23 protein-coding genes are annotated in these 25,819 nt (G+C 45.9%); 10 read left to right on the plus strand and 13 right to left on the minus strand.

From position 1 onward, the window contains the following. Positions 1-4: 4 nt before the first annotated feature. Both CA598_RS03795 and CA598_RS03800 read right to left on the minus strand, forming a co-directional pair. Entirely contained in the window at positions 5-3,394 is a 3,390-nt protein-coding gene (locus CA598_RS03795) for a tubulin-like doman-containing protein (protein WP_094871503.1), read from the minus strand. 61 nt (positions 3,395-3,455) lie between these two features. Then, entirely contained in the window at positions 3,456-5,273 is a 1,818-nt protein-coding gene (locus CA598_RS03800) for a vWA domain-containing protein (RefSeq protein WP_094875454.1), read from the minus strand. A gap of 205 nt (positions 5,274-5,478) precedes the next feature. Here CA598_RS03800 and CA598_RS32115 point away from each other — a divergent pair, with 205 nt between their 5' ends. The 3 genes from CA598_RS32115 (at position 5,479) to CA598_RS03810 (ending at position 8,557) form a co-directional block, all read left to right on the plus strand. After that, on the plus strand, positions 5,479-5,631 hold the full coding sequence (locus tag CA598_RS32115; protein WP_179086680.1) for a hypothetical protein: 153 nt from the start codon (positions 5,479-5,481) through the stop codon (positions 5,629-5,631). Then, positions 5,624-6,550 carry a hypothetical protein gene (locus CA598_RS03805; RefSeq protein ID WP_082651207.1) on the plus strand — a complete coding sequence of 309 codons (927 nt, stop codon included), beginning with the start codon at positions 5,624-5,626 and terminating at the stop codon, positions 6,548-6,550. Before CA598_RS32115 ends, CA598_RS03805 begins: the two co-directional genes overlap by 8 nt. A 228-nt stretch (positions 6,551-6,778) precedes the next feature. Further along, positions 6,779-8,557 (plus strand): hypothetical protein, encoded by a 1,779-nt coding sequence (locus CA598_RS03810; protein WP_094875456.1) that lies wholly within the window; start codon positions 6,779-6,781, stop codon positions 8,555-8,557. A 96-nt stretch (positions 8,558-8,653) separates the two neighbouring features. Here the strand turns inward: CA598_RS03810 and CA598_RS03815 are convergent, their stop codons facing one another. Further along, positions 8,654-9,208 carry a pyridoxamine 5'-phosphate oxidase family protein gene (locus CA598_RS03815; protein WP_094870798.1) on the minus strand — a complete coding sequence of 185 codons (555 nt, stop codon included), beginning with the start codon at positions 9,206-9,208 and terminating at the stop codon, positions 8,654-8,656. Between the two features lie 300 nt (positions 9,209-9,508). Continuing rightward, positions 9,509-9,991 (minus strand): GyrI-like domain-containing protein, encoded by a 483-nt coding sequence (locus CA598_RS03820; protein ID WP_042185091.1) that lies wholly within the window; start codon positions 9,989-9,991, stop codon positions 9,509-9,511. A gap of 152 nt (positions 9,992-10,143) precedes the next feature. Here CA598_RS03820 and wrbA point away from each other — a divergent pair, with 152 nt between their 5' ends. Next, positions 10,144-10,785, plus strand: coding sequence for an NAD(P)H:quinone oxidoreductase type IV (wrbA, locus tag CA598_RS03825; protein WP_094875457.1), 642 nt, complete (start codon positions 10,144-10,146; stop codon positions 10,783-10,785). A gap of 77 nt (positions 10,786-10,862) precedes the next feature. Here the strand turns inward: wrbA and CA598_RS03830 are convergent, their stop codons facing one another. The 5 genes from CA598_RS03830 to CA598_RS03850 form a co-directional block, all read right to left on the minus strand. After that, positions 10,863-11,861, minus strand: a complete 999-nt coding sequence (locus CA598_RS03830; RefSeq protein ID WP_373455807.1) for a Gfo/Idh/MocA family protein — start codon at positions 11,859-11,861, stop codon at positions 10,863-10,865. A 44-nt stretch (positions 11,862-11,905) separates the two neighbouring features. Further along, positions 11,906-12,256: a DUF1648 domain-containing protein gene (locus CA598_RS03835; protein ID WP_094870792.1), complete on the minus strand. Its 351-nt coding sequence runs from the start codon at positions 12,254-12,256 to the stop codon at positions 11,906-11,908. 37 nt (positions 12,257-12,293) lie between these two features. After that, positions 12,294-12,587: a nucleoside triphosphate pyrophosphohydrolase gene (locus CA598_RS03840; protein WP_094875458.1), complete on the minus strand. Its 294-nt coding sequence runs from the start codon at positions 12,585-12,587 to the stop codon at positions 12,294-12,296. 37 nt (positions 12,588-12,624) lie between these two features. Next, the gene (mutT, locus tag CA598_RS03845) at positions 12,625-13,020 is read right to left on the minus strand and encodes an 8-oxo-dGTP diphosphatase MutT (protein ID WP_094870789.1); all 396 of its coding nucleotides are present in this window, start codon (positions 13,018-13,020) and stop codon (positions 12,625-12,627) included. A gap of 168 nt (positions 13,021-13,188) precedes the next feature. Next, positions 13,189-13,902 (minus strand): YceI family protein, encoded by a 714-nt coding sequence (locus tag CA598_RS03850; RefSeq protein WP_094875459.1) that lies wholly within the window; start codon positions 13,900-13,902, stop codon positions 13,189-13,191. A gap of 149 nt (positions 13,903-14,051) precedes the next feature. Here CA598_RS03850 and CA598_RS03855 point away from each other — a divergent pair, with 149 nt between their 5' ends. The 4 genes from CA598_RS03855 (at position 14,052) to CA598_RS03870 (ending at position 18,360) form a co-directional block, all read left to right on the plus strand. Then, complete coding sequence (locus tag CA598_RS03855; protein ID WP_094870787.1) at positions 14,052-14,732, plus strand: response regulator transcription factor; 681 nt, start codon at positions 14,052-14,054, stop codon at positions 14,730-14,732. Continuing rightward, positions 14,720-16,135, plus strand: a complete 1,416-nt coding sequence (locus CA598_RS03860) for a HAMP domain-containing sensor histidine kinase (protein ID WP_094875460.1) — start codon at positions 14,720-14,722, stop codon at positions 16,133-16,135. The genes CA598_RS03855 and CA598_RS03860 overlap by 13 nt, the downstream gene beginning before the upstream one ends. Positions 16,136-16,204: 69 nt before the next feature. Then, positions 16,205-16,696, plus strand: coding sequence for a hypothetical protein (locus CA598_RS03865; RefSeq protein WP_094870784.1), 492 nt, complete (start codon positions 16,205-16,207; stop codon positions 16,694-16,696). Between the two features lie 206 nt (positions 16,697-16,902). After that, positions 16,903-18,360 (plus strand): amidase family protein, encoded by a 1,458-nt coding sequence (locus tag CA598_RS03870; protein WP_094875461.1) that lies wholly within the window; start codon positions 16,903-16,905, stop codon positions 18,358-18,360. Positions 18,361-18,444: 84 nt separating this feature from the next. Here CA598_RS03870 and CA598_RS03875 read toward each other — a convergent pair whose 3' ends face one another. Next, positions 18,445-19,002, minus strand: a complete 558-nt coding sequence (locus tag CA598_RS03875; protein ID WP_042185074.1) for an SLOG family protein — start codon at positions 19,000-19,002, stop codon at positions 18,445-18,447. A 361-nt stretch (positions 19,003-19,363) separates the two neighbouring features. Between CA598_RS03875 and CA598_RS03880 the strand changes: the two genes are divergently transcribed. Continuing rightward, a complete protein-coding gene (locus CA598_RS03880; RefSeq protein ID WP_094875462.1) occupies positions 19,364-20,029 on the plus strand; it encodes a hypothetical protein in 666 nt (221 codons plus the stop codon). A 74-nt stretch (positions 20,030-20,103) separates the two neighbouring features. On the opposite strand, the gene CA598_RS03885 is transcribed toward CA598_RS03880, so the two are convergent. After that, positions 20,104-22,134, minus strand: coding sequence for a beta-galactosidase (locus CA598_RS03885; RefSeq protein WP_094875463.1), 2,031 nt, complete (start codon positions 22,132-22,134; stop codon positions 20,104-20,106). A gap of 119 nt (positions 22,135-22,253) precedes the next feature. Between CA598_RS03885 and CA598_RS03890 the strand changes: the two genes are divergently transcribed. Beyond that, positions 22,254-23,087 carry an AraC family transcriptional regulator gene (locus tag CA598_RS03890; RefSeq protein WP_256990341.1) on the plus strand — a complete coding sequence of 278 codons (834 nt, stop codon included), beginning with the start codon at positions 22,254-22,256 and terminating at the stop codon, positions 23,085-23,087. Between the two features lie 271 nt (positions 23,088-23,358). Here the strand turns inward: CA598_RS03890 and CA598_RS03895 are convergent, their stop codons facing one another. Both CA598_RS03895 and CA598_RS03900 read right to left on the minus strand, forming a co-directional pair. Further along, positions 23,359-23,661, minus strand: a complete 303-nt coding sequence (locus tag CA598_RS03895; protein WP_143812381.1) for a hypothetical protein — start codon at positions 23,659-23,661, stop codon at positions 23,359-23,361. A 124-nt stretch (positions 23,662-23,785) separates the two neighbouring features. Then, positions 23,786-25,777: a beta-galactosidase gene (locus CA598_RS03900; RefSeq protein ID WP_094875467.1), complete on the minus strand. Its 1,992-nt coding sequence runs from the start codon at positions 25,775-25,777 to the stop codon at positions 23,786-23,788. Positions 25,778-25,819 lie beyond the last annotated feature (42 nt).

Raw genomic sequence — 25,819 nt, forward strand, 5'->3', positions numbered from 1 at the left:
AGGCCTATTTCAACTTTCTGCGGATGCTGCCGAGTTTGCTAGTCATACTCTTGTAGAAACTATACATCTCATCGCCGCTCTCATACTCTACCCGTTCATACTCCAAGCTGTCGCGTGCTTCAAGGAAGGATACATAAAGACCTTCCAGCTTATAGAGCAATGGGGTTACGTCTTCAGCGGCAGTCATTTCACTCGCACGGCGAGCTGCCTTACGCAGCAGAACGCTGCGGCTCTTCTCATCCAGCTCCCGGAAATGACGGTACACGGCATATTCCACGTAGCTACGTTCTTTCATCAAGTTGGCAAACGGCTCCCAAGCTTCCTCTTCTTCATCACGGTCATAAACGTAGAGTGCGCCTTTCTTGATAATGCTGTCCGTGTACAACGCTTCGATGAATTGGTCCATCCACTTGTCTTCGTCCAGATATTGATGGAGCAGCCCTTCAAGCTCCGTTGCTTTTGCAGTCAGCTCAGCATATTTAGCTAGCTCAATACGAACACGAGAAATCAGCTGTGGTGAACGAATTAGATTCTCCTGTGCCATTTCTTTATTGATGCTGCCAAAAATATCTTTAATGCCTTCGCGCTCCAAGCCCTTCTCGCGCAGATTCTTTAGTTCATCAGCCGCCTTCTTCACTTCTCCGAGATTCGGACGCGAAGAATTTAACTGCATATCAAATCCACTCAATAGAGCATCCATATCAAATGGTTTCGTAAACACAACAGAGTATCTGTTGCTTGTGTTCTCGTCTACACCTTTTTCGATGATCACTCCGCTTGCCAACGCCTTTGCAAAGTCTGCACGCACACGTGCGTTATAATCACGTACACGAGAATTGACGTAAGTGTCACCCCATGATTTTTCCGGAATCGGAGAAGGGAGATACGTCCAGTTGTTCTTATCCGTCATCACCAGATGGCGGCCGATCCCTTCCTTATCGAGAATGGTCCGCTCATAGTTCTCTTCAAACACCCGCAGCGGCGTGTAGACGAAGAGTGGCACACCGTTACGTGTGTTAAGCCAGAAAATACGGTTTTTCACTTGGCTTTCTTTGATTGTAAATTGTGATTTGCCAAGCGCATTATTCTGATAATTACGAATCCCTTTCAGGATGCCAGGCGCTTTAACAGGTACGGAAACGAAACCCCATGATGGGAAATGCAAGCTGCCCGAGCTGTTGCTAAGGTGGAAGGTAGGCACAGCCTCTTCGTCCAATTTACCGGCAATAATCCGCTCTACGAACTTATCCAGCGGCTCTTCATGGCCGAATTTCATCACTAGGAAATCTTCCATCGAACGGGTGATCAGATCCCCGAACTTATCGCTAAGGAAATCCGAAATCGAGCGAACGATATCAATCTCCTGTTCCTTAACCCAGCGTCCGGAATGTTTCAGCATTTCACGGGTGAAGTCGCGAATCAGGTCGTCGCCGTCCTTCTGATCCATGATTTTGGAGATCGTCGCCGAAATATCCGGCACGTTAACAATGTTCCAATAATAAGTTTTGTTGCCTTTATAATCTGCTTGCTCTTCACCATTGATAAGGATGTCCCCATTCTTGGCAAAAATCGAGCTAAGCGCACTAAGAATCTCCGTAAACACACCGTAAATCCGGCTATTCTCTTCATTTAAGAGTTCATATAAGTCCTCGTAAAATTGAATCATTTGTTCCGTGCGTTCTACATCGGCATGGAGCCAATATTCATTGATTTTAGCCTCAATATAGGCATTTTTCTTCTTCTCTTTGGATACAAAAGCACTGCGAGCATCGCTCAGCTTCTCATCCGCACTGTCCTGTGCCGTCTCAATATCCCGTGGCAGACGCAGCAAGCTTTCACGTAAAGCCTCAATATAAGACTGAATCAGCTTCAAAATACAGAAGCCCTTCTCGGTGTACAGCAGGCGGGAAACGTAGAACGGACCTTGCTCTGGGTGCAGGAAGATGCGCTCCAGCTCTTCACTGAAACGTCCGACAATTTCGCCAGGCAGCTGCTTTTTCGATTTGATATATTCTTCTCGGGCACGAGCCAGGAAGTTCTGCTCCAGCTCTGTATCCATGCTTACCACTTGATTCTTAACTACATTGGCATGATTCAGGCGTTCGCTATTTTCGAAACCTGGTAATGGCTCAGGTACACGGGATTCAAAGGTTTTAATCATGCTGTCGAGATCTATCCCCAGCTTGCGTGCGAATTTCTCAACATCCTCTTGGCCAGGCGCCTGCTGGAACATTTTTTCCATTTTATCAAACAAGCGGAAGGCCAGATAAGTCGTCATTTCCTCAATCGGAAGCACGGCAGACGAGGCACCGATAATGTTGTATTCATAGTTAGCTGGATAAGTCTTGTTCATCTGCGCAATATTAGTGCGGATATTACTGATATAGTCATGGATGGCGAATTCTTCACCCGATTGCTTTTCTTCACTTGCCATAAAGTTCGTGATGTTCTCAGCCGTTACGTTCATACAGTAATCATACGCATTCTCAAGCAGCTTACCTTCGGTATTCGTTGCAGAGATTAAATGGCATAGATTAAACGGAGGCAGCGGTGAATTCACCGTCAAAATATTACCGTATTGCTGCTGGAATCGCTCCCCGCGACTGTCCACATTCATCCAGTAATCCAGCTCTTTTAGCGCCGCATAACCGTTCTTGCGAATATATTCACGCGTATGCTCACTTAGACTTTTATTAGACAGGTTCACGTCCGGTGTAAAGAGATAACCCAGTGTGTTCACACGGTCAATACCGGCTGATCCATAATCACGTTCAATAATACCGCGTACGATATAGGCAATATCAAGGAACGCTCCACTACCTGTACCCCCTGACAAACCTGTCAAAAGGAAGACCATCAGCTTTTTGTTCGTGCCAACAGATAAGGTCTTGATCTTCTTATCAATCGCCCCTACCACCTGATTAATCTTGGTGAACAAGAGCAGGCGTCCAGCCTGCCGCACACCAGCGGCACCGTTCATACCATCTGTGATGCTCAGCTCCGGTGACAGCCAATCCGTGATGTACGAATCAAGGATACTGCGGTTCTGCAGCAATCCGCCGATTTCAGCATTCGCCAGCAATACAAATTCATTCTGTGGATCAAGTCCAATCCCTTTGTATTTCTTCCCGCGATCCTGTTCATTCGTCTCAAAGGCTAGAAACTCCACATTATCCGGCTTGTCCCGCTTCTTCTTGGATATCGGATCTTCCGGCAGCTTAAAGCGGCGGTTAATCTGATATTTAAGTCGCAGCAGGGCATCAATGCCCGTGCCGCCTAGTCCAATAATCAGGATCGGATTATCAATCGTATCCACCCTGATCTTATCACTGACAATCCCGCCGCCTAGTGATACATCCAATTGCTGTATATGCTCTCTTACTACTGGTTTCATATGCTTTATCCTCCTAAAAGTTTTGCGGAAGCTGTACTTCAGATTTCTTGCAAAACCACTTCTATACTAAATATTCGAGATAAATCGTCTTATCTACCGTGTGCAGGGACACTGAAACGCGGTCACCACTCTTCAGCTCAAGACCACGCGAGGCATCCGCAGCACGTCCGGATCTCTCTACAGTAACACCTTCTCCACTGCGTAACAGCAATCGGTCATTCTTAGCTGGTGTGAAAATAATGCTCTCGCTTTCCTTCAGCTCAGGCGCTAATTGCAGCAGCTGATGAAGGGTGAACTTGCCTCTGAAGCCAGCAAGTTTCTTATATTGTGGGTAGGTCTTCTCACCCGTGTTGCCGTCTTTAACCTCAATTACCAGCTGTCCAACAAAACCACGTGCCGATTTCTTATTCAGCACATACCATGCCGCAGCGGCTGCCAACACCAGAAGAATACCACCAATAATGTAATACAAGGTATTAGACGATGCTTCTTTCAGAGGTTCTTCTTTGCCAGTCCCTGTTGATGGACTAGTAGTAGCTGCGCCACCTGACTTCGCGCTGATCTTCACAGGAGCACTTTCACGATAGAAACTACTTTCCTCTGCACGAACCTTCAGCTCATAGTCATGGCTCTCTTTTACCTCAAATGTACCCTTAAAAACATCCCCGGAGTTATCCAGTTCGATTTCCTGTACATCACCTGTATCGATATCTGTAGCAAGCAGTACCGCCTTCATATCTTGATACAAATTACTGAGCGTTACCTGAGTACCATTGCTGAACAGGTGAGAGGTAATATCAATTTTATCACCTTTTTTATAGGTTGCTGATGGCAACGCATCGATCTTAAGCTCCAAATCGTAGTTAAAAACTAGATTAATATCAATTTTATCCTTTGGCACACCTTTGACCTGAAGCTTCCAATCTCCTTCTTGCGGTGACAACAGCTTGATCAAGCTATAAGTAGAAGACTTCGACAGCACAACATCCTTGGACGGGATCGCGACAGCATTTCCTGCAGGATCAGTTAGCTTCGCGGTCACAGGCTGTGACGACATAATTGAGATATTGGCTTCCAAAACACTGCCGTTAGGCACGTTGACGGTCACATCCTGATAATCCCCATTTGCAGTGATCGACTGCACAGGTACTACCTTTAGCTTCAGATGGCTAGCAAAAATTTCACTAAGTATTTGCGGAAGATCATCTGCGGAGTCCGTCGAAAATGCTTTACCACCTGTCTCAGTGGACAGATCAGCGAGTTTCTGTTTATTCAGCTTGCCGTCGGCATTAAGCCCAATCGTATAAATGGGATAGCCATTCTTCTTGGCGACCTCCACAGCGGCGTTCAGTTCTTTATCCGATTCGCTTTGCGTCCGGCCTGTTGTTTTGTTGAAATCATTATTGCCATCAGCTAGCATTACAATGATTGGCTCATGATTCGGATCGCTACCATTCTGGAGCACCTTCACAGCTTCTTCTACACCGACAGCAATGTCGGTATAAGCTCCACGGTCCAGTCCATCAATAAAATCCTTCAAATCCTGTTTATCTGCCTCTGAATTAATTTCCAGCAGGGCCTTCTCCCGCTGCACTTTGTCGGTATAGGCAACAATACCTACTTTATCACCTTTAGTAGATAGCATATCTATGAACATTTTCATCGCTTCGCTCGCGACTTTGTTCTTGTCACTAGTCTTCATGGAGTTACTTACATCGATAAGAAGCACTGCATCAATGTGAGATTGCGCCGATGTTGCCGCATAGGCCTGAACAGCTGCAAATGGTGAGGCAGCAAGACATAGCGCCAGCAGTAATGCCGGGAAGATACGTTGAATAAGTGTCTTAGTTGTTCTGTTACTTTGATATTTACGAAGCATAAATAGGGCTCCTCTTGTGTTATATTAGGCACATATGACAGGTTCAGCACTATCGCTAAAATCTGTAAATAGTATGCCATTATGATATAATTAAACCTTGTAAACTTCAACTTTAGGACCGCCGGACCAAAGTAGCAATGATGCATAGAGTGATCATTCTATGAGCCATCCAGACTGCGAGGCGTCTATGAGAAAGGACTGTTCCATGATTTCATACGTCATTCTTGGGATTACGTTCCTAATTGTCGTAATTCAAATTTCCATCTATGCTGCACGCCAACGTAAACCACTAACTCGAGATGATATTAACGACCGCCTACTGGCCGCATTGAACGGAGGCGATAAAGGCCGTGAATAAGAAAAGACCTGTTACCTTTCGCCCTTTCAAGGCTCCTCGTTACGCTTATGACAAGCTTCGTATTTGTCGCCACTGCGGACAATACACCGCTCTCGGTGAAGATCGATGCACCAAATGCGGTAAAGATTCACTTATTACGGTAGAGAAGCAAGCCGCATCCATTGCAGGAAGAAAAATGCATACGCGCCTCCTATTCATCTTACTGCTTACACTAGCCTCCGTCTATTTTGGAAATAGCATAGAGCAGATGATGTTATGTGGTGCCGGAGGAATTCTCCTCGCTGGACTATTGTACTATACGCAGCGAAAAGTACGGCAGAACGAGAATCTTCGTTCTCTTAACGAGCTGCTCGGCCGAGGAATTGGCATCATCAAAGAGGGACTGGAGATCAACCGCCAGGAGGCTGTCTCCGTACTCCGTGAGGACGATGTTCTTGCCTACGAGAAGCTGCGCGAACTCTCCATCCTGCTTCGTGGTGACCGGATCGCACGGCAACGTATCGCCTTGCTGCATGGTTTTTTGCTTCGCAAGGATATGGATTTAGAACTGGAGCAGCTTCTTCTTAAGGATTTCGAGCCGCTACTAGCCGAATATATCGGCGAGATCGCTAAAGTCCGTCCTGATCTGATCAAAGATCGTACACTACGATACGTAAAGAACTATGAAGTAGAAATTCGTCATATGAATAATGGTATGACCATCCTTACGGGAGTTGCCGGAGCTGCAGTAAGAATGAAGCGTTATGCCCTGCTCTACTCCAGTATGATCGGCCGATACGTGCAAGATCTGCCTAAAGACCGCTTTATGCGGTTATCCAAACTCATCGCTGCGAATCCCCATGAACCGTGGAATGGCTTGGACCAAAGAGTAGCGGACATTCGTGAAGCCAAATACCGCTGGGACCCGGAAGTTCAATAGGGCTTTCTTATATTTCAAGAAGAAACGGGATTGGCATCCGTTATAGTTGGTAATTGTTTCTCGGTGAAATATAAGGATAAAGAATGATGTGAAACTATGCTTTCTTATATTTCAAGAAGAAACGGGATTGGCATCTTATTGATGGCAATCGTTTCTCGTAGAAATATAAGGATAAAGAATAATGTGAAACTATGCTTTCTTATATTTTGAAAAAAGAGGCTACTCTATATGACGTTCAAACCATTAATAACCCTGCGAAACTTTATGATCATTTTGTGTATAAGCATGTTTGTGATGCTTGGACAGAAGGTTTTTCTCATCGCCGACAAAATACAAATAACCAAGGAAGCAGACCGTCTCTATGCTGCTGGCGATCTGATAAGTGCAGAGAATCAGTATCGCCTAGCGGCGGCAAACCATTCCATATTTTATATGGAAGAAAAGGTTGCGAAGCGACTTGATGAGCTGTCACCAATCACGGCCATCCGCCAAGGTTTGAATGCCTTGGTATCATCCGCTAAAGCACAAGCTGCGACGAAAGATTTCACCGGATTTATGAAAAGTTATGATACCCTCCTCAGCTTAAAAGCTACATATATGAAGCCCGGTGGTCCTTATGAATCCTATTATCGCCAGTTATCGACCGATTCAGGCATTTCTGACCAGTTCACAACCTACTTCCGAGAATTTAAGGAGCAGTTTCTTACTGAACTTGCTCAGAGCCAAGATGGAAACAAGAGTGAAGAAGACACTTTTAAATGGAATCTGTTGCAGATTCCCGATGCTTATTACGGAAGCGCTGCTTCCAAGGAGGAGTTGCTAGCCTCCAAGTTCAAAAGTCATGATACAGCTAAACTAAAAGCCTTAGCAGGCACAGGAAACTTTACAGGCATGCTGGAGAGCACCCTCTCCATGAGGAATGCTTACAGCCAGCATAGTTACGAAGCGCCATGGGTACTTGGGCAGGCAGAAAGTAGCGGAAAAATCATCCTGAACAAAGACCTAGAGAGCGATAACATCACCGCTTTTGCTGGGCATGCTGTTGCCTATCGTCATTTTGCAGGATCAGCAGGGATCACCTCATCCAAAGTACTAACCTTAGTAGATACTAGTAAAGCTAAACTACTTAAAAATGCCAAGCGCATGGCCAGCAAAGGCCAATATGCTGAAGCTATTCAGCTATACAGTGATCTTGCTCCGCTAGAGGATACTTCTTCAATCCTTGCCGCTACAAGATTGGCTTGGAATATTGCTGAACCTGTGCGCCTTCTCCCGGGCGGTGAGGAACAAGGCAGATATGGGAACGTCATCTCCAGCAAGGGACTACACGATAAGAAGGTCATTGTGGCTGGAACGGATAGCAATGGTGTCCTCTATTATGCAGCAATGAATAGCGACGAAAGTGTCATTACTTTAACTGGAAATAGTTTACCAAAATTCGAGAGTCTGCGCAGTCTAACTTTTAATGACCAGCTTGCTGCCTCTTCAGGTTCTAGTGCACCCGTGATTCTGGCTGAATCTGAGATCGAAGGTGGACGTACCCTTTTTACAGCATATGAAATGAAAAAAGATGGTATTTCACAGTTGTTTTCTATGTCTGGAGATAGCTACGAACTGCAGTCCGATGATTCCATACTCGTATCTAACGCGGATCTCGGAGACGGTGTCATTGGACAGACAGCGCGTTATCGCAAAGTAGATGCCAGCTATCAATTTGCTGAGATTGTTCAGGAGTATGCGGTAATTTCAGCTTCCGATGTAGCGCTTCATCCTTTTGAAAAGGTCTCTTTTCACTGTGAAATCGTCGCTGATAACTTCGGCAATATGCTTGCATACTCCAATGGAATTTATATTTTTCTTCAAGGAGACTTGGGTTCCGTTACAGGTAACGCGTTAGTTAGTGGTCAATATCAGAACGGTTATCAGCTTGTTGGAACGGACATGGGAGAGCAGTATGTGCCTGTGTTTGTGGTGGAATCCGTGGGTAGTATGAGTTTTGCACAGTAGAATATATGGGTTAACTGCTTAGTTGAATTGTGGGAACGCTCGTCGTGACGAATGAGAAATTTTATATATACATGAATCTAGGATCACCATATCCGCTCAGTTTTTTTGTCCAAGGGGTGTCGGTAGCCCGTCTATACTTGTAGTATTCTTCTCTTGTCTATATTCTTTCAGACCTGCTTCGCCCTTTTGGATAGACCAACGTTGTAACGTGTCCCGCTCACCATCATAACTCATAAATGGGACCGAAAATCCGCAGGAAGTCTGTACTTTATGAACATCAATTAAAATGATCTGTCTAGCTCCAGGCAGAGATGTAAACATAGGGTACAGCGTTTCCCATTCTGATGAACCAGGCAGGATTACTGCCCCTGTTCCATACAGTCTCAGAATGTTCGGCGGTCCTTCAAAGGCACAAAACATAACCGTCACTCTTCCGTTTTCCAGCAGATGAGCGCTTGTCTCATTGCCACTACCGGTCATATCGAGATAAGCCACCTGATTAGGAGACAAAATCCGCAAGCAATCATGACCCTTAGGTGAAAGGTTAACATGCCCCTCTTCAGAAAGTGGCGCTGACCCTACGAAAAAAAGATGCTGCTGCTGAATAAACTCCTGATGTGCAGGTAATATAGCCGTGAATTGTTTTCCCATTTGATGTTCTCCGTTTCTTTTGGTTTGTGTGTGATTCGTTTGATGGGACTGTCACGCTCCATCGAACCTATTAACTCAACCAGCTACTTCGTTCGAAACCAGCCAATGTACGGGATTTTTACCGTTCTTTTTCTCATTCGTTACGCATTCCTTCTATTGATATATATTCGTTTCTACCGTTGAGTAACCCTTCACCCTCACCCAAGGTATTAAACTCATCACCGAAAAAAGGAACTGCCTCTCGGCAGCCCCCAAATCCCCACGAAACATTTCTTTTAGCTAAAGTATCTTTCACCCGATCTACTCAATCGCAATATAAATCTCAACCTGCGTGTTGGCAGGATCAAAATTCCGCGAATCGTAAATTTCAAAATCACCCGTATAGGTTCTTACCTCTGTAGACGCCTTAAAATACGCCCAAATCTCCCCCCATGCTTGCGAGACTACTTCAAATACCGGACCTTTTTTCGTCGTAAAAACCATATACTTGCTCTCCGGAACAGCCGCACTCACGATCCCGCTATCCGCTAAATGTCTCTCCCCAGCGACTTCATGCCCGATCACAACGGTATATGCACCCGACGCATCACTCTCATAATCTGTATACAAGGCATAGATGTACTCAGGCTTAACCGTATCCATCTGCCCCGCAATATTACTCTGAAAATACGTTTCCCAGAGCCGCGATAAGCCCCCGTCGGGACCCATTTCCACTTCATTTGTCGTACGTATGCTAACCCCAGCCAATGTCATTTTCGGTTTTTGTACAAAATAAGTATTCATTATTCTCCCTCATTTCCTGTAATTGAGTTCAGTATACACAAGGGAAGTGGACATCTGTCTGTCCAGTTAGAGCAGAATTATCGATTTGGGTTATAAAAGTATCAATGGGGTAATTAATAGTATGGAACTACACTCGAAGGGAATGACCTAGCATGTCAAAAATTAAATTAGCTGTCATCTATTACAGTGCCACAGGAACTAACTACCAGCTAGCACAATGGGCCGCGGAAAGCGCCGAGAAAGCGGGAGCTGAGGTAAAACTGCTGAAGGTGCAGGAGCTGGTTCCCGAGGATAAAATTGCGGCCAATCCGGCCATGAAGGCCTTGGCTGAGAAGACAAAAGATATCCCCGTTGCAACACCTGATGATATTGTGGAGGCCGATGCGATTATTTTCAGTTCTCCAACCCGTTACGGTAACATCGCTTCTCAAATGAAGCAGTTCATTGATACAACCGGAGGGATTTGGGGCAAAGGACTCACGGTAAACAAAGTCGTCAGCGCCATGAGCTCAGCACAGAATCCGCACGGCGGACAGGAAGCTACGATCTTGGCACTCTACACATCGATGTATCACTGGGGAGCGATTGTCGCTGCACCTGGTTACACAGATCCTGTCACATTCGGTGCAGGAGGCAACCCATACGGAACAAGCGTCAGTGTAGATGGGGACGGTAAAATGATCGAAGAGCAGGATCGGATCCGTGATGCTGTTTTTCATCAAGCCAAGCGCACGGTTGAAGTGGCCGGCTGGGTCCAAGCAGGCAAAAATAAAAACGACAATAGTCAGAATTAGACTTCCACCTATCGTTCGATATAGCAAACCCCCCTCGGAGCTACCTTAGTAGCTCCGAGGGGTGTTGTTTATTTTATTTACTCCCCAGGATACTTAAGACCCCACTGCGCACGTATTTGATCCAGCAGTTTCAGAATCGCTAACGATTCATCCAATGACATGACTGGACTTTCAGTTAGCCCTGCTTGTAAACAACGTCCTACTTCCTCTGCTTCAAAACAATATCCAATAGAAGCTCGATCATCCACAAAGCTCTCTACCTTCTCATCCCCTATATAGAGCGAAGCCGATTTCGGGTTCACTAACGTCCCTTCAACAATTATACGGCCCTCTGTTCCAAACACATGTGCTTCCTCCAGCGTATTAAGACGAATACCACCGTTCAACGAAGCGGTTTTTCCATTGCCATAATTCAGTAGCATGGAGAAATGCTCGTCCACTCCAGTCTCGCCAATATGCACCGTACTGGACATAGATTCAGGATGAGGTCCAAACACCATCGAGGCAAAAGAAACCGGATAAATCCCAACATCCAGCAGCGCGCCTCCCCCCAGCTTCGGATTCAGCAATCTGCTTTCCGGATTCCAGTCGGTGCGAAATCCTAAGTCTGCCTTCACCAAACGAACATCACCGATTCTGCCCTCGGCGATCCATTCTCTAACCTTCACCATCGCCGGGATGTAACGACTCCACATGGCCTCCATCAGGAACAGCTTATGATCTCTAGCATAGGCCACCACTTCTTCCAATTCTCCGCTATTCACGGTAAAAGGCTTCTCACATAGAACAGCTTTACCTGCACGTAGCGCCAATAATGCATTTTCTTTATGAAAAGGATGTGGCGTTCCAATATATACAGCGTCTACATTCGGGTCATTTACCAATTCCTCATAGGTAGCATAAGCATGTGGTACTCCATGATCCCTCGCGAATTTATCTGCACTTTCCTGTGAACGCGAACCCACGGCATATGCCACGCCATTGCTGGCATGAGATAAATCAGTAACAAACTGATGGGCAATCCAGCCTGTACTGAGAATTCCCCATCTTATCTTGTAAGCGTTATCCATTTTCATTTGCATGTTCCTCCTAATCCTTCTGCTAAGTCTCTTTAATTCTATCAGACCATTCTAATAAATGTATAGGAACTGATGCCGGCGAACACCACCGTCACTACCAAAATAGCAATATTCCAGCTCCTGCTCAGAGCCGCTGAATGCTCGTTAGAGCTCTGAATAAACGCTTTTTGCAAAAGGAACTGCAGGAGTTTCATGATTATAAACCCCAAACATCCAAGCCCGCTTTGCAAAATAACCTCCAGACTAGACTTGCTTACAAATCTATCAGCCATATTCCCATCGTAATGGATCGGAACCCTATCAGGCATTTTGGAATATAGGAATAAATAAATAGCAATAGGAATCAAGGCTACCACACCGCTTAAGATCATCATCAGTTTGGTTTTGGACAACTTTAATAACCTCCTTATACGGAACAATAATCTCTAGTTATTCTCTTTCCACATCAATCAAAAATATCTGCTCCTTAAATCCGCCACGACGTTCAGCTTTCTCAGCACGAAGCTCCGCCAGCGCTTGAATTACTTCCAGCATGTCAGCAAGCTCCTCTAGCGCTTCTTCATTACTCACTGCCCGAAAATACTCCTCCGACTCTTCTTTCAATTTCTTACGTAGTTCAGTTATGTATTCTTTGGAATCTAATATCCTTGTTTTAAAGTCTTTACCTTGAGAAGCTATCAGGTTGGGGATTCCGTCACGCACTAGCTTTTCATATACGGGCACTTATGTTCTTCCTTTCTACTTGATGTTCAGACTGACTTCACACTTGATCTGACCCCACCATTAGCCGTTCTACAAAAGGAATATCTGCAGGAGCAAACGTGAACGGACCGAGTGCAGTTGGAAACACCCACCTATATTCATCGTGATCGACAAGTTCAATTACACCTCCCAGATATCGGGCTTTCCAAGCAAACAGTCTGATCTCGACACTTCCATAGTTGTGCTCGTTCACGCCAAAGCTTTCATAGGGAAGGATTATTATCCCCATCTCCTCCTGAAGCTCTCTTTGCAGACAATCTGCGATGCTTTCATCCTGCTCTATTTTGCCGCCAGGAAATTCCCAAAGACCTGCCTGAGATTTACCTTGCCTGCGCCGAGCAATAAGAATCTGTCCTTCTTCATTATGTATAATCGCTGCCGCCACCTGGATCACAAGGAACACCTCCTTTATTGCTATTTATTAGACAGATACTTCTATTAAAACATACATTTCATTCCAAACCAAAGAGACTCTCCCAAAAGCTATTAGGCCCGGGAAAGTCTCTTCCGTACAGTTGCTCTATAAATTCACTGCAACATCTTCCTTAAGGAAAGACTGCTGCTATTTCTTCAGCACAAGCTCTAGTCGAACCTCAAGATTGTTCTCCGTATCCAGCACAACGGTGTGCGGATTGCTTAAGCCAAAATCAGAAAAGGCCACTGTCGCTGTACCCGACAGCATCAGCTGTCCACCACTGTACGCTGCTTGAGACTGGAAAGTAACGTCCTTATCCACACCCTTCACTGTAAGCGTTCCTTGCATTTCAACCGGTACAGTTGCTCCTTCGGTCCATTCCGTTGGCAGCTCCGAGAATGATTTCACGACAAACGTAGATTGTGGAAATTCCGTAACGGCTAGAAAGTCTTCCCCTTTTACATGCTCATCTCTTTGACCATTGCCAGAGTCCAGAGCGCTCATATCTACTGTCCCTTCTCCAACCATCGAAGTAGTATCTTCTATATTAACTTTCCAGGTACCTTGAACTTTGTTATCCACGAAGTTTACTGTTTCTTTAGAGGTGGTTACTGACCAATATACCTTAGAAGCATCCGTAACCGTCCAATCACCGTTTAATTGATCGGCTGTGACTGCCATACCTACTGGTGCTCCAGTGTTAGCCGTGCTTTCTCCATTACCGGCTGTTGTGGCTTGCCCTGGAATCACGGACTCGATCTGTACATTATTGCCCAGCGATTTATCCAGCAATGTATAGCCTGTGACTACTCCTACGATGATGACTCCGGCCGCGATCAAGGCTATTCTTTTTCTCTTCATCCTGTTCCCTCCAATATTCAAAATATTCTGTATATTTTCAAGCTCGTCCCTCATTCTAACAAAGCAATATGTCGGGAAGAAGTCAGAGCAGAGCGAGCAATGATGTGTTAAACTTGTCGTAATTTTATAGATTGGAGGACCACCACAGGATGAGATCCATTCTAATTGTTGAAGATGAGGAAGCTATCTCCAGGGTCCTCAGTGCCTATCTGAAAAAAGCAGGCTTCCATGTCACCCGTGTAGCCGACGGACACGCTGCACTGGAGTCTTTTGCTATAACACCTCCCTCATTAGTATTACTCGACATCATGCTGCCAAACATGGACGGCTTTGAACTGCTAAAGCTGATTCGTGAAAAAAGCAGCTGTCCCGTAATCATGCTCACCGCAAGGGACGGGATCCATGACCGACTAGCCGGACTCGACGGTGGTGCGGATGATTATATGTCTAAGCCCTTTATTCCTGAGGAAGTGGTGGCACGCGTGAATGCTGTGTTACGCCGTCCTTCGCAGTGGTCCGATGGCAGCCGCAAACGGCATTATGGCAGTTTGTTTATCGACTTTACTGCACGAGCTGTATTTTTAAACGGAGTTGAGCTGAGTCTTAGTCCACGTGATATGTCGGTCATGTTATTTCTGGCTGAAAGACCTAATCAAATCTGTACCCGCGAGCAATTAATAGAACATGTCTGGGAGATGGATTACGAAGGAAGTGACAGAGCCGTGGACTTGTCTATCAAAAGACTTCGCCAAGCGCTGTCGCATTGGCCAGTAGATGAGGGGGAAATCCGTACCCTGAGAGGGACAGGATATCAATTATGGACAACCTAAAGAAGAGCAGCCCCAAACGTACTTCGATTCTCTCCTATTGGACGATTCGTTACCTGCTCATCATTAGTGTTGGTCTCCTGCTAACTGCACTAACGACGTTCTGGTGGATCCAACAAGAAGCTATGAGTAACCGGATGCAGACTACTGGATTATTAGCACAGGAGATTGCCGACCGGAGCGTAAATCGTGAGGGTTCAATAGAGATCAGCCAAAATCTTGGAAGGCTCATTGAAGACCGAAAACGATTCTTCAAGTTAACCGTAGAAATGTGTGTAATCATTACAGATCAGCAAGATCAGATGCTGTTCTCAATGCCGCCTCTAACTGAAGATGAGATGAGGCATAAACTTAATGATAGCCTTGACGACTCTCGCAGTCCGGAGTTCAAAGCTGCAGTAGCGCCCATAAAATCGGATGGGGAAACGCTGGGACAGGTGATTGTGCTTCAATCCAAGAAATCGCTGAGGCATATTCCGCAGGAGGAGATCATTTTTTTCTCCATTCTGTTGCTATTTCTAATTATATTAAGTTGGCTAACCATTTACCTCTTGTCTCGTAAACTGGCAAAACCGATCCAGAAGGTAGCCAAAGCAGCCGCTCAAATCAGCCATGGCCGTTATGATATCGTTCTGGATAAGGACGCCAAAGAACGGGAAATCCATGAACTGATGTTGTCTTTTGAAGAGATGGCAGGCAAGTTACAACAATTTGAGCAGTCCCGTGCGGTTATGTTAGCCGGTGTATCCCATGAACTAAAGACACCAGTAACCTCTATTAAAGGCCTAATCCATGCCGTTCGTGAAGGGGTTGTCGAAGACGATGAAGCTGTGGAATTTCTAGATATTGCTTTGCAGGAAGCTGGACGATTGCAACGGATGGTTGCCGATCTTCTGGATTACAACGCACTGACTGCAGGAATCGTTTCAGTCCGTCACGATCGACTGGATGCCGTACCACTGTTATCCGAAATCGTGTATCAATGGAAGCTGACACAAGCGTATGAAGTTGCGGAGCCTGTGCTCCATATGCCAAGAACTCCCTTATTTTTGTGTGGGGACCCGCTACGTATCCAACAAATCATCGTCAATTTACTTAATAACAGTGTACAAGCCAAGGCCCCAGACCGAATGGTACAGCTTACAGTAGAGGTGCTTGAACAGCAAGGTCATGACATGGCGGAGATTCGTATTCAGGATAACGGGCTGGGCATCTCATCAAATCATAGTGAGTATGTCTTCGAGGCTTTTTTCCGAGGTAGCGACAAACAAAGCACACTACGTGGTCTGGGACTCGGCTTAACCTTCAGCCGTCTGCTGGCAGAAGCCATGAACGGGAGCCTTGTGCTTGAGGAGCACTCCGAGGAAGGCTGTACCTTCGTGCTGACTCTGCCGCTTGATCACTAAAAAATAGTCTGCGGGCCATCGTCATGGTATAATCATGTGCACAATCACACCGAAAACCGGAGGCTGTATATGCTTACTTTTGAACAAAAATTAGCGATTCTCGACTCTTACCCCCAATTGGAACGTAAAAACGTATCCCTTGGGCGCGTGAACTATCACTACGAGGAAAGCCAGCATGATAAGAAAACCGTTGCTTACCATCTGCATCCTAATGGGAATGGTTATGTGTTCGCAGGCTTATTGCGGGGCTATGAGGCAGATGATAAGGGCCTTGTGAACATTCGCGACTACTCGGAATCCGAGCTGCGGAGTCTGCTGGATGCCACCATCACCTCACTGTCTATTTACATTCCGGATGCCCCTGTAGCCAGCAAAAGAAAGAAAAAGGCTGCGGCAGCAGCCGACTCATTCTGGACTAATGATGAGGGCCATACGCTGACTCTAAAACTTGAGGATGATTTATGGTATGTCTATGCCGACCTTAATCTAGAAATGGCCTTTGAGACCCTTGAGGAAGCTAAAGAATATTTAGCGGAAGAGGGATTTACAGCACAGGGGTAATAATGACTCTTATCAAAAAATAAAAAGAGGTGTCCAAAGGCCATTTTATCTGGCGATTCGGGCACCTCTTTTCAATTGGGAGCATGAAAGCTCTTTGAATAAAAATCTATTTATCTCACGCCTCAATATAACACTACCCATCAAACCCAAATTATGGTTAGATGAAGGAGAAGCTATATCCTATAGGGAAAGAAGCGTGAACGCACATGAGTTTCGAACTCGTAGAAGCCACTGTACCCGAGATCCAAGCTGCATTAGAATCCGGAGAAATCACGTCAAAACAACTAGTTCTCATGTATTATGAACGCATAGCTGATCATGACAAAAATGGCTTAACGATTAACTCTGTGCTAGAGATCAATCCGGATGCATTGTTTATCGCAGAATCTCTGGATGTGGAACGTGCGATCAAAGGCTCCCGAGGTCCTCTGCATGGCATCCCTGTGTTATTGAAGGATAACATCAATACTGGGGACAAAATGCATACTAGTGCGGGTTCGCTGGCTTTGGCGAATTCTTTTGCCGGGAAAGATGCGTTCATCGTTACCAAACTGCGTGAAGCCGGAGCGATTATTATGGGTAAAGCCAATATGACCGAATTCGCCAATTTTATGACCACCGGCATGCCCTCCGGTTACAGCTCCCGTGGCGGGCAAGTCCTTAACCCCTACAATATATCTACACCAACTGGCGGCTCCAGTAGTGGATCAGCGGTTGCTGTAGCCTGTAACTTCTGTACAGTCTCTGTCGGTACAGAAACCTCCGGATCGATCCTTAACCCCGGCAATTTGGGCTCTATTATTGGCATTAAGCCAACCGTTGGACTGCTCAGTCGTTCGGGAATTCTTCCGCTCTCCAACACGCAGGACACTGCTGGCCCTATGGCCAGAACGGTTCGTGATGCGGTCCTGCTGCTAAATGCCATGCTGGGCAACGATAATCATGATGCCGCCATGGGAACGAATATAGGTAAAATCCATGAGGATTACACTGTATTCCTCGACGAGAACGGCTTGCAAGGTGCCCGAATAGGTATCCCGCGTGATTATTATTTCGAGGAGCTAACAGAAGAACAACTTGCACTATTCAACGCTTCCGTAGACAGGATGAGAGAGCTCGGAGCGACCATCATTGATCCTGCGGATATAAAGACCGCTCGGGAAATTAGTTATTCTTCGGTAGTCTTGAACGAATTCAAAACAGCACTGAACGCTTATTTATCTCAATTGGGACCTGGCGCACCAATGCGAACCTTAAAGGATATTATCGATTTTAACCATGCGCATCCTGTGGAGACTTTGAGATATGGTCAAGCTACATTAATAGATGCGGAATATACCTCTTCCGGCACACAAACCGAATCCAAGTATTTACGACACCGCGTGACTGACCTGAAGCTGTGCAAGGAAGATGGAATCGACGCTACTATGAAGGAATACAATCTGGATGCCCTGCTGTTCCCCGCCGATTTCGGCGCCAGAATTACCTCCAGAGCGGGATATCCGTCTATCGTTGTGCCTTCCGGTTATACATCAGCCGGCGCCCCTTTCGGTGTGACTTTCTCTGCGAAAGCTTATCAAGAGCCCACACTCATCAAGCTCGCCTATGCTTATGAACAAAATTACAAGGTGCGAAAAGCACCCTCGCTAAAGAGTTTTATCTAATCTCTTCTTATATTAAAAGGCCCATAAACGGTGATGTTGCATTCACTGTTTACGGGCCTTTACTTTTCCAAAATCTACATATACTTACTCGTAGTCACGTTGATTCTCTTCATCGGCAATATTCTGAATTTCATCGGAGTGAATTAGAAACAACTCATATTCCCCTTCAGCATGCAGCTTCAACGCCCGCTCTTTAAAAAACTTCGGACTCCCCTCCGCCGCATCCTCATCATAAAAGAGCAGTATTCCGTCACTTTTGCGGAACAGCAGATCATCTCTGGCCCGAAACTGCCAACTACCGTCATAAGGGGCATTACTGACCGCCCCGAAGAAATCCGCACCCGCAATAATACGCCGATACTCGTTCTGCTTCTCTTCTTTCCACTTCTCTTCCTGTCCGGTATGCGCTGTAATGATCCCAAGCTTTAAGTCCGGATATTGCAGCTTAAGTTCGCTTACCACTTCGCATGCCCACAGATCCACACCATACTGGCCGGGCGTAATCACCCATTCCACGCCTTCTTCGATCAAAGGTTTTAATCGGTTAGCTAGTGCCTTTTTGATATAAGGAATCCCTAGATGCTTATTGTCAAAAATACCGAGCTCGTGCGCACGATACCCCGTTACTAGTAAAGTCTTCATGTGCTGCCTCTTTCCTGGTCGTCTCATTGCAGATTGTGCAACAGAATGCTACCTTTGGCTCCTATAAAATCATTCCATTGTACTTCGTGCAATAGATTTCGGAGAAATCCGTTAAAATAGGTGCTTTTCTCTTCTTTAAGTGTACAAAGTGCAATAGAATTCTTATCCCCCCTCATTTCAGGAGAATCTATTGTACAAAGTGCAACCTAGTGGGCTATAAAGCTCCACATATTTGTTCATTATATAACATTTGCATATTTCATTTCTTTAGGCAAACTCTCACCGGAAATTAAGCAAACTTTCAGAACTGTTTGTTATATTTCTCCTAATCTATCTTTAACCTACTAAGGAGGAATAAAAAATGAGAAAGTTCGTCCCTATTCTAATATCTGGAGGCCTACTCGCTTCTCTATTATTGGCTGGCTGCAGCGCGAATTCGGAGGCCGAAGGAACAGCTGCTGCAAATAACCAAGCAGACAGGGGTTCAGCAGCCAAACAACCACAAGCAAACGGCAATCAACAAAATGGCAGACCCAATATGTCCATGAATTTCGGTAAGATTAAGAGTGTAAGCGATACTACCCTTACCCTCTATAAATCGGACATGTCTATGCCCCGACAAGGTGCTGGAGAAGGGGACGGGCAGAACAGTCAAGGCGGTACCCCACCGGAAAAACCTGATGGCGATCAAAATACAGGAAACGGCGCTGCGCCCGAGGGTGGGAAGCCACAAGGGGAAATGCCGGAAGGTGGCGGACAAGGCGGCGGGCCACAGGGAGGTAGAATGCAGCAAAGCTTCTCCGATGAAACCACAGACATTACGATTGATGCGGATACTAAAATCGTAGCGGTTACCTTCGACAATGGCACGCGTCAAGAAAATGCGATCACCTTAGCAGAACTGAAGGCGGATGATATTATCCAATACACATTTAAATCAGATTCCACCGTGGCGGAGAGCATTACATTAAGTAATGGCAATCCGGGTGGAGCTACTCCAGATGACAGCACGAGCAGCAGCAGCTAATGAAATGCTGCATAACAAAAAAAGATCTCCGGGGACAAGCTGGTTCCCCGAGATCTTTTTATATATACTACGAATTAGTTCTTATCCGACAAAATCAATACTCCACGGGCTGGCACAACAGCAGAACCGCTAACCTTATTGCCAGTCAGAAGATCCGTACGCTCAGTAGCACCAATATCCGCACTCAAATCACCAGTGGTGTGGTTCAGCAAGAATAGGTAGGATGCGCCTTCCTTCACACGTTGCACAGATTCGATACCTTCCGGTGCAGTTACTAGCGGCTGAATGTTCTTGTCAGCACATAGATTGGCTAAGAATCCTTTCAAGAATCCCGCTTCTGGGCTGGTAGCCACGTAATACGCTTTACCTTCACCAAAGTTATTCACCGTCAAGGCTGGCATTCCTTTATAGAAATCAGATCCGTACTCTGCCAAAACCTCAGCACCTTCGGCATGAATCAGATCGCAGAGCAGATCACATTTGTAAGAACCACTCAAATTGCCCCATGCCTTGTCCATCACAATCTCATTGCTCATCCCTGGCAGCAGTGCATCAATTTCCTCAGCCCAGATCCCTAGTACGTTGCGCAGTTCCCCAGGGTAGCCACCAACGGTTACGAGGTCGTTCTCATTAACAATCCCGCTGAAATAAGTCGTAATGAATGTTCCGCCTGCTTTTACAAAAGCTTCAACCTTCTCAGCAAAACCCGGCTTAACCATATACATCACAGGTGCGATAACAATCTCATATTTGAACAGATTCTCTTCTACACCGATCATATCGGCTTCGATATTTTGTTGGTAGAGTGCATCATAATATTTATGAATCTCATTCACATAATCCAAAGCTACGGACGGTCCGCTTGAAAGGTTGATAGCCCAGCGGTTTTCCCAGTCATAGATAATCCCTACTTTAGCTGCACTACGCGCATCCAATAGCTGATCTCCAAGTTGGCCAAGCTCTTTTCCTAGCTCAGCACATTCACGGAATACACGCGTGTGTTCATGTCCTACATGCTCAATAACAGCTCCATGATACTTCTCACATGCACCAATTGAACGACGCAGTTGGAAGAACAGAACAGTGTCTGCACCACGCGCAACAGCCTGATAACTCCATAAGCGCATAACCCCTGGACGTTTCAGAGAGTTATAGGGTTGCCAGTTCTGCTGGCTTGGCGTTTGCTCCATCAGCATGAAAGGTTGTCCATTCTTCAATCCACGCATGAGATCATGCGCCATGGCCGTGAAGCTGACTGGTGTATCGAGTGAAGGATAGTTGTCCCAAGAAATGACGTCCATATGTTTAGCCCACTCAAAATAGTCCAGTTCATCATAAAAGCCCATCAAGTTAGTGGTAACAGGTACGTTAGGACTGTGCTCCTTAATCGCATCACTCTCAATTTTGTAGCATTCCAGCAAGCTATGCGACATAAATCTACGGAAGTCTAAGGAAATGCCTTGGAAGTTGGTACGGTTACCATCCCATTCTTCACTTAGCTCACTAGGCAGTACAATTTCTTCCCAATCATAAAACGTATGTCCCCAAAAACGTGTATTCCACGCTTTGTTTAATGCATCCAGAGAGCCGTAACGATCCTTTAACCAGACACGGAACGCCGCTTCAGATAAATCAGAATAATCGTAGTTACTGAACTCATTCGAAACGTGCCAAGCTACCAGCGCCGGATGATCCTTATAACGTTCAGCCAGCTTTCCTGCCAGCTTCGCTGCAAACTTGCGGTAAACCGGACTGTTTGGATTCGAGTTATGACGTCCACCGAACTTGCGTTTTCTACCCTTCACATCAACACGAGTAACTTCAGGATAACGATGAGCCATCCAAGCTGGGTGCGCTCCTGTACCTGTTGCCAGACATACGTAAGTACCATTTTTATATAGTCTATCCATTAATTCATCTAGTGATGAGAAATCATAAGTGTCTTCGGAAGGTTGAATCAGCGCCCAGGAAAATACATTAATTGTGGCAACATCAATTCCTGCCAGCTTAAACATACGCTCATCCTCTGCCCATACAGGCGCATCCCATTGCTCTGGATTGTAATCTCCACCGTACCAAATCTTAGGTAATTTATCGTTAATCACACTTCGCACATCCTTTATTGTATAATTATATATATATTGTAATCGGTTAATTTGACGCTATAAATATAAAATAATCTTCCCGTCATATAAGAATATGGAACTAAGAGGAGATGGATTCATTGAAGGGAATCGTGCATCGTAGAATTGTGTTCCCCCATGAGGGTGGACAGCATCTACCTATCACATTAGACAGCATCGGTCACAATCATCAACAGGAAAAAGTATCTCGCTTAGATGGCTACGAAACCTATCATTGGCTCCAAACGGCGTCTGGTGAAGGGGTGATTCATTTGGAGAATGAAAGCTTCTCCCTCCCCGCAGGCAGTGGTGTATTACTTCTCCCCTATACTCCACATCGCTATGAAGCTTCTGCTGCTAACTGGAGCACCTCTTATCTAACGTTCGGAGGCAGCTCTGCAGGTTCTATTTTGGAGACGCTGGGGATGAATATGAATTCTTTTTACCGCTGGGAAAAAGAGGCGCCTCTCTCCAAGCTGCTAAGAGAAATACTTGATCAGTATGATGCCTCACAGGACATGTTTGGTCTGACTGCCTCCACAGATGCTTATCGCTTTCTGCTTACTTTAAGCAAATATGGGCAACTACATAACAACACAACAATATCCCGCAATGTAGATAAGCTGCAGCCGCTACTGAAATGGATGGACAGCCATTATGGTGATCCTGATCTCGGACTTAACGATCTAGCCGATCAGCTCGGCGTCTCAGGGCGATATCTCAACAATCTATTCATACAGACCTTTGGGCTATCTCCTTATGCCTATTTCGTACGGCTACGTATCCGTAAAAGCAAAGAAATGCTCGTAAGCCAGCCGGATCTTACTGTAAAAATCATCTCGCAGAGAGTAGGCTTCCGTGATGTTAGCCATTATGTTGCCACCTTTCGCAAACAGTCAGGGACTACACCGGAGCAGTTTAGACGACTTCACTAATACTCTAAGGTGTACAGCTTAATCGCCTCCTGCGTAGTGAAATGCTACATAAGGTTGCTTATGACAGAGCTCATCGCTGTGTGGATCTCATTAGTATGGCATGTGTGTCTCAGTAACTGCATTTTGTACACTTAAATCAGCCTGTTCAGCACAAAATATCCATATAAGTGTATTCTGTGCAGTTATATTCTCAGCATTTGGCTGAGAACCGCGATACTTCGCATTATAGCTGCACTAAATACAACTAAATCCATTTCATAGCCCGAGAACTTTAAATAAGTGTAGAAAGTGCAGCTATTCCGCACCGCACCAACTCGCCATTTGCCCCAGCGTAACATTCTGCACCATTCCACTCGCCTACCACTCCAGCGTAACATGCTGCACCGCACCAACTAACTTGCCTCGACAGCTCCTCCGACCCAAGGAGCACATTCAATTGCACTTCATACATTAGAATGCACTTTTCCATCTCATTTCGAGCGTTCTGTTGTACTTCGTGCATTAGAATCTTGTGAAATCCATTAAAATGGAGGCTTTCCACCAATCTGATTGCACAATGTGCAACAGATCTCAAATTCCCCCACCCAAAAAGGAATTCTATTGCACAGAGTGCAATAGAATTCACAATCCCAAAGGATTCAATCATAGGTCGAAGGAGATAAGAACGCCCTCCCCATCAACGGTTACTAAGAATCCTTTCACATCTCCAGAATTTCTACACCATATGGCTCAAGCTGCAGCTCTCCTGAACAAATCGAGTGATCGAGCAGACTGCTATACTCTTGTGGCAAGGTGACTGTCACAGACTCCCGGCTCAAGTTAAGCAAGAATAAGAAGCTGCCTTGATCTCCCGAACGCACAGAGGCCTGTACTCCATCCGGCAGTCCCTCAAATCTAAACAGCCCCTGCTGTTTAGAAAGGCGCTCCAACAACACTGACCAGAAGCGCTCTTCCATATGCGTTCCAAAATAATAAACCTGACCCTTCCCAAAAGCATTAACGGTTACAGCCGGTGTTCCACTATAGAAATCATCGCTATACCAAGCAATCGGCCACGCCACAACTGGTCTCAGGATGTCGCACCACTGCGTGCATTCATATTGGTTCCCCTCAGCATCAACAACCTTATGGGTTTCAGCACCAATCGGATCATACTCCAGTACTTCAATCCCTGTGCAATAGCTCAGTAGTCCCGGCAGTGGCTGCATGACTGCGATGTTATTTGTAGTTTTCACGCCACTTCGGTTGGTAATGAGCAAGGTGCCGCCAGCTAGTGCAAAATCCTCCAAACTACGTACGATCTCCTCATCCAGCAAGTATAAATTTGGTGCGATCACTACTTTATATCCATCCAGTGGTTGTCTGAGGTCAATCACATCGCAGCCCAAGCCAAGCTTTGTCACTGCACGATGGATCTGCTTAATATTCTCATAATAATCAAATCCCTCAGCTTGAGGCTGAATATCCAGTGCGGCTTTCTCTTCATGAGAATGTAGAATCGCCACTTCATGCTTTAATGTCGTTCCAGTCAGCCTTTCCCCAAGTGTATTCACTTCATGGCATAGCTGAGTGAACTCTGCAAATCTGCGTCCTGGGACATTACTGTGATCAATCAGTCCATGCCAGAATTGCTCTGCACCTGCGGCTGCACTACGCCAACGGAAATGAACGACAGTATCCGCACCTCTGGCTATCGTCTGCCACGCATAAGCACGAAGCATCCCAGGATACGGCGTTCTCCACATCGGCATCCAACAACCTGGTGAGCCGCTTAGCTGCTCCATGATCCAGAAGTTTTGACGTTTAATCCCTCGGGTTACGTCTAACGAAAGTGCTCCGCTATATGGTGTTGTCGCTTGCTTGGCCCGAGAAGTATTCGGATAATAGTCAAATGCAGCGATATCCAGATCAGCACCGACTGCGTACATATCCAGACGCTGCGGATAGCTGTGAAAGTTATGAGTGATAAAATGATGCGGACAAACAGACCGCAAAATATCAATCTGCGTCTTCTGGAATGCTACCACCGAATCCCACTGAAACCGCTGATAATCTAGCAGAAACGATGGATTCTGATGTGGCGATCCGCCCAGTGGAACCGTAAGCTCATTCCAATCGCTGTATTCTCCACTCCACACAACCGTTCCCCACTCTACATTCACCCGATCAAGGCTGCCATATTTGGCTTTTACCCAAGTGCGAAACGCTATATTGCAAGCGTCACAATGACAATCTAACATACCAAATTCATTGTCAGTCTGCCAGCCTATAACGGCCGGGTGTTCACTATAGTGCTCAGCAAGACGCTGGGTAATACGGCTTCCGTATTCACGTAAAGATGCACTGTTATAACAGCGATGTCCGCGTACCCCTGGGTGGAATATATCTCCGTTCGCAAACACTGGCAGCACGTCCGGAAATTTCGTAGTTAACCATCTAGGAGGTGTAGCAGTCGGCGTACCGATCACAACTTGCAGTTCATATTTATGAAAAAGATCCAGCGCGCGATCCAGCCACCCGAACTGGTAATTCCCCTCCGTAGGCTCTAACCGGCTCCATGCAAACTCGGCGACTCGAACTACCTTAACACCTGTTTCCTTCATTAAACTGATATCCGGTTCCCACATGGATTCTTCCCAATGTTCCGGGTAATAGTCCACACCCATCTGAATAGGATCAAATCGTTTCATCGGCGCCCTCTCCCCTAGCTAAGATAAAAGGCGCTCCCCGTC

Source organism: Paenibacillus sp. VTT E-133291, assembly GCF_002264395.1.
GTDB classification, from domain to species: Bacteria; Bacillota; Bacilli; order Paenibacillales; family Paenibacillaceae; genus Paenibacillus_AQ; species Paenibacillus_AQ nitricinens.

What these genes read in the sequence shown, in the direction of transcription:
- CA598_RS03795 (WP_094871503.1), bottom strand. Translation starts at nt 3,394, where the DNA reads ATGAAACCAGTAGTAAGAGAGCATATACAGCAATTGGATGTATCACTA.
- CA598_RS03800 (WP_094875454.1), bottom strand. Translation starts at nt 5,273, where the DNA reads ATGCTTCGTAAATATCAAAGTAACAGAACAACTAAGACACTTATTCAA.
- CA598_RS32115 (WP_179086680.1), top strand. Translation starts at nt 5,479, where the DNA reads ATGATTTCATACGTCATTCTTGGGATTACGTTCCTAATTGTCGTAATT.
- CA598_RS03810 (WP_094875456.1), top strand. Translation starts at nt 6,779, where the DNA reads ATGACGTTCAAACCATTAATAACCCTGCGAAACTTTATGATCATTTTG.
- CA598_RS03815 (WP_094870798.1), bottom strand. Translation starts at nt 9,208, where the DNA reads ATGGGAAAACAATTCACGGCTATATTACCTGCACATCAGGAGTTTATT.
- CA598_RS03820 (WP_042185091.1), bottom strand. Translation starts at nt 9,991, where the DNA reads ATGAATACTTATTTTGTACAAAAACCGAAAATGACATTGGCTGGGGTT.
- wrbA (WP_094875457.1), top strand. Translation starts at nt 10,144, where the DNA reads ATGTCAAAAATTAAATTAGCTGTCATCTATTACAGTGCCACAGGAACT.
- CA598_RS03830 (WP_373455807.1), bottom strand. Translation starts at nt 11,861, where the DNA reads ATGAAAATGGATAACGCTTACAAGATAAGATGGGGAATTCTCAGTACA.
- CA598_RS03850 (WP_094875459.1), bottom strand. Translation starts at nt 13,902, where the DNA reads ATGAAGAGAAAAAGAATAGCCTTGATCGCGGCCGGAGTCATCATCGTA.
- CA598_RS03855 (WP_094870787.1), top strand. Translation starts at nt 14,052, where the DNA reads ATGAGATCCATTCTAATTGTTGAAGATGAGGAAGCTATCTCCAGGGTC.
- CA598_RS03860 (WP_094875460.1), top strand. Translation starts at nt 14,720, where the DNA reads ATGGACAACCTAAAGAAGAGCAGCCCCAAACGTACTTCGATTCTCTCC.
- CA598_RS03865 (WP_094870784.1), top strand. Translation starts at nt 16,205, where the DNA reads ATGCTTACTTTTGAACAAAAATTAGCGATTCTCGACTCTTACCCCCAA.
- CA598_RS03870 (WP_094875461.1), top strand. Translation starts at nt 16,903, where the DNA reads ATGAGTTTCGAACTCGTAGAAGCCACTGTACCCGAGATCCAAGCTGCA.
- CA598_RS03875 (WP_042185074.1), bottom strand. Translation starts at nt 19,002, where the DNA reads ATGAAGACTTTACTAGTAACGGGGTATCGTGCGCACGAGCTCGGTATT.
- CA598_RS03880 (WP_094875462.1), top strand. Translation starts at nt 19,364, where the DNA reads ATGAGAAAGTTCGTCCCTATTCTAATATCTGGAGGCCTACTCGCTTCT.
- CA598_RS03900 (WP_094875467.1), bottom strand. Translation starts at nt 25,777, where the DNA reads ATGAAACGATTTGATCCTATTCAGATGGGTGTGGACTATTACCCGGAA.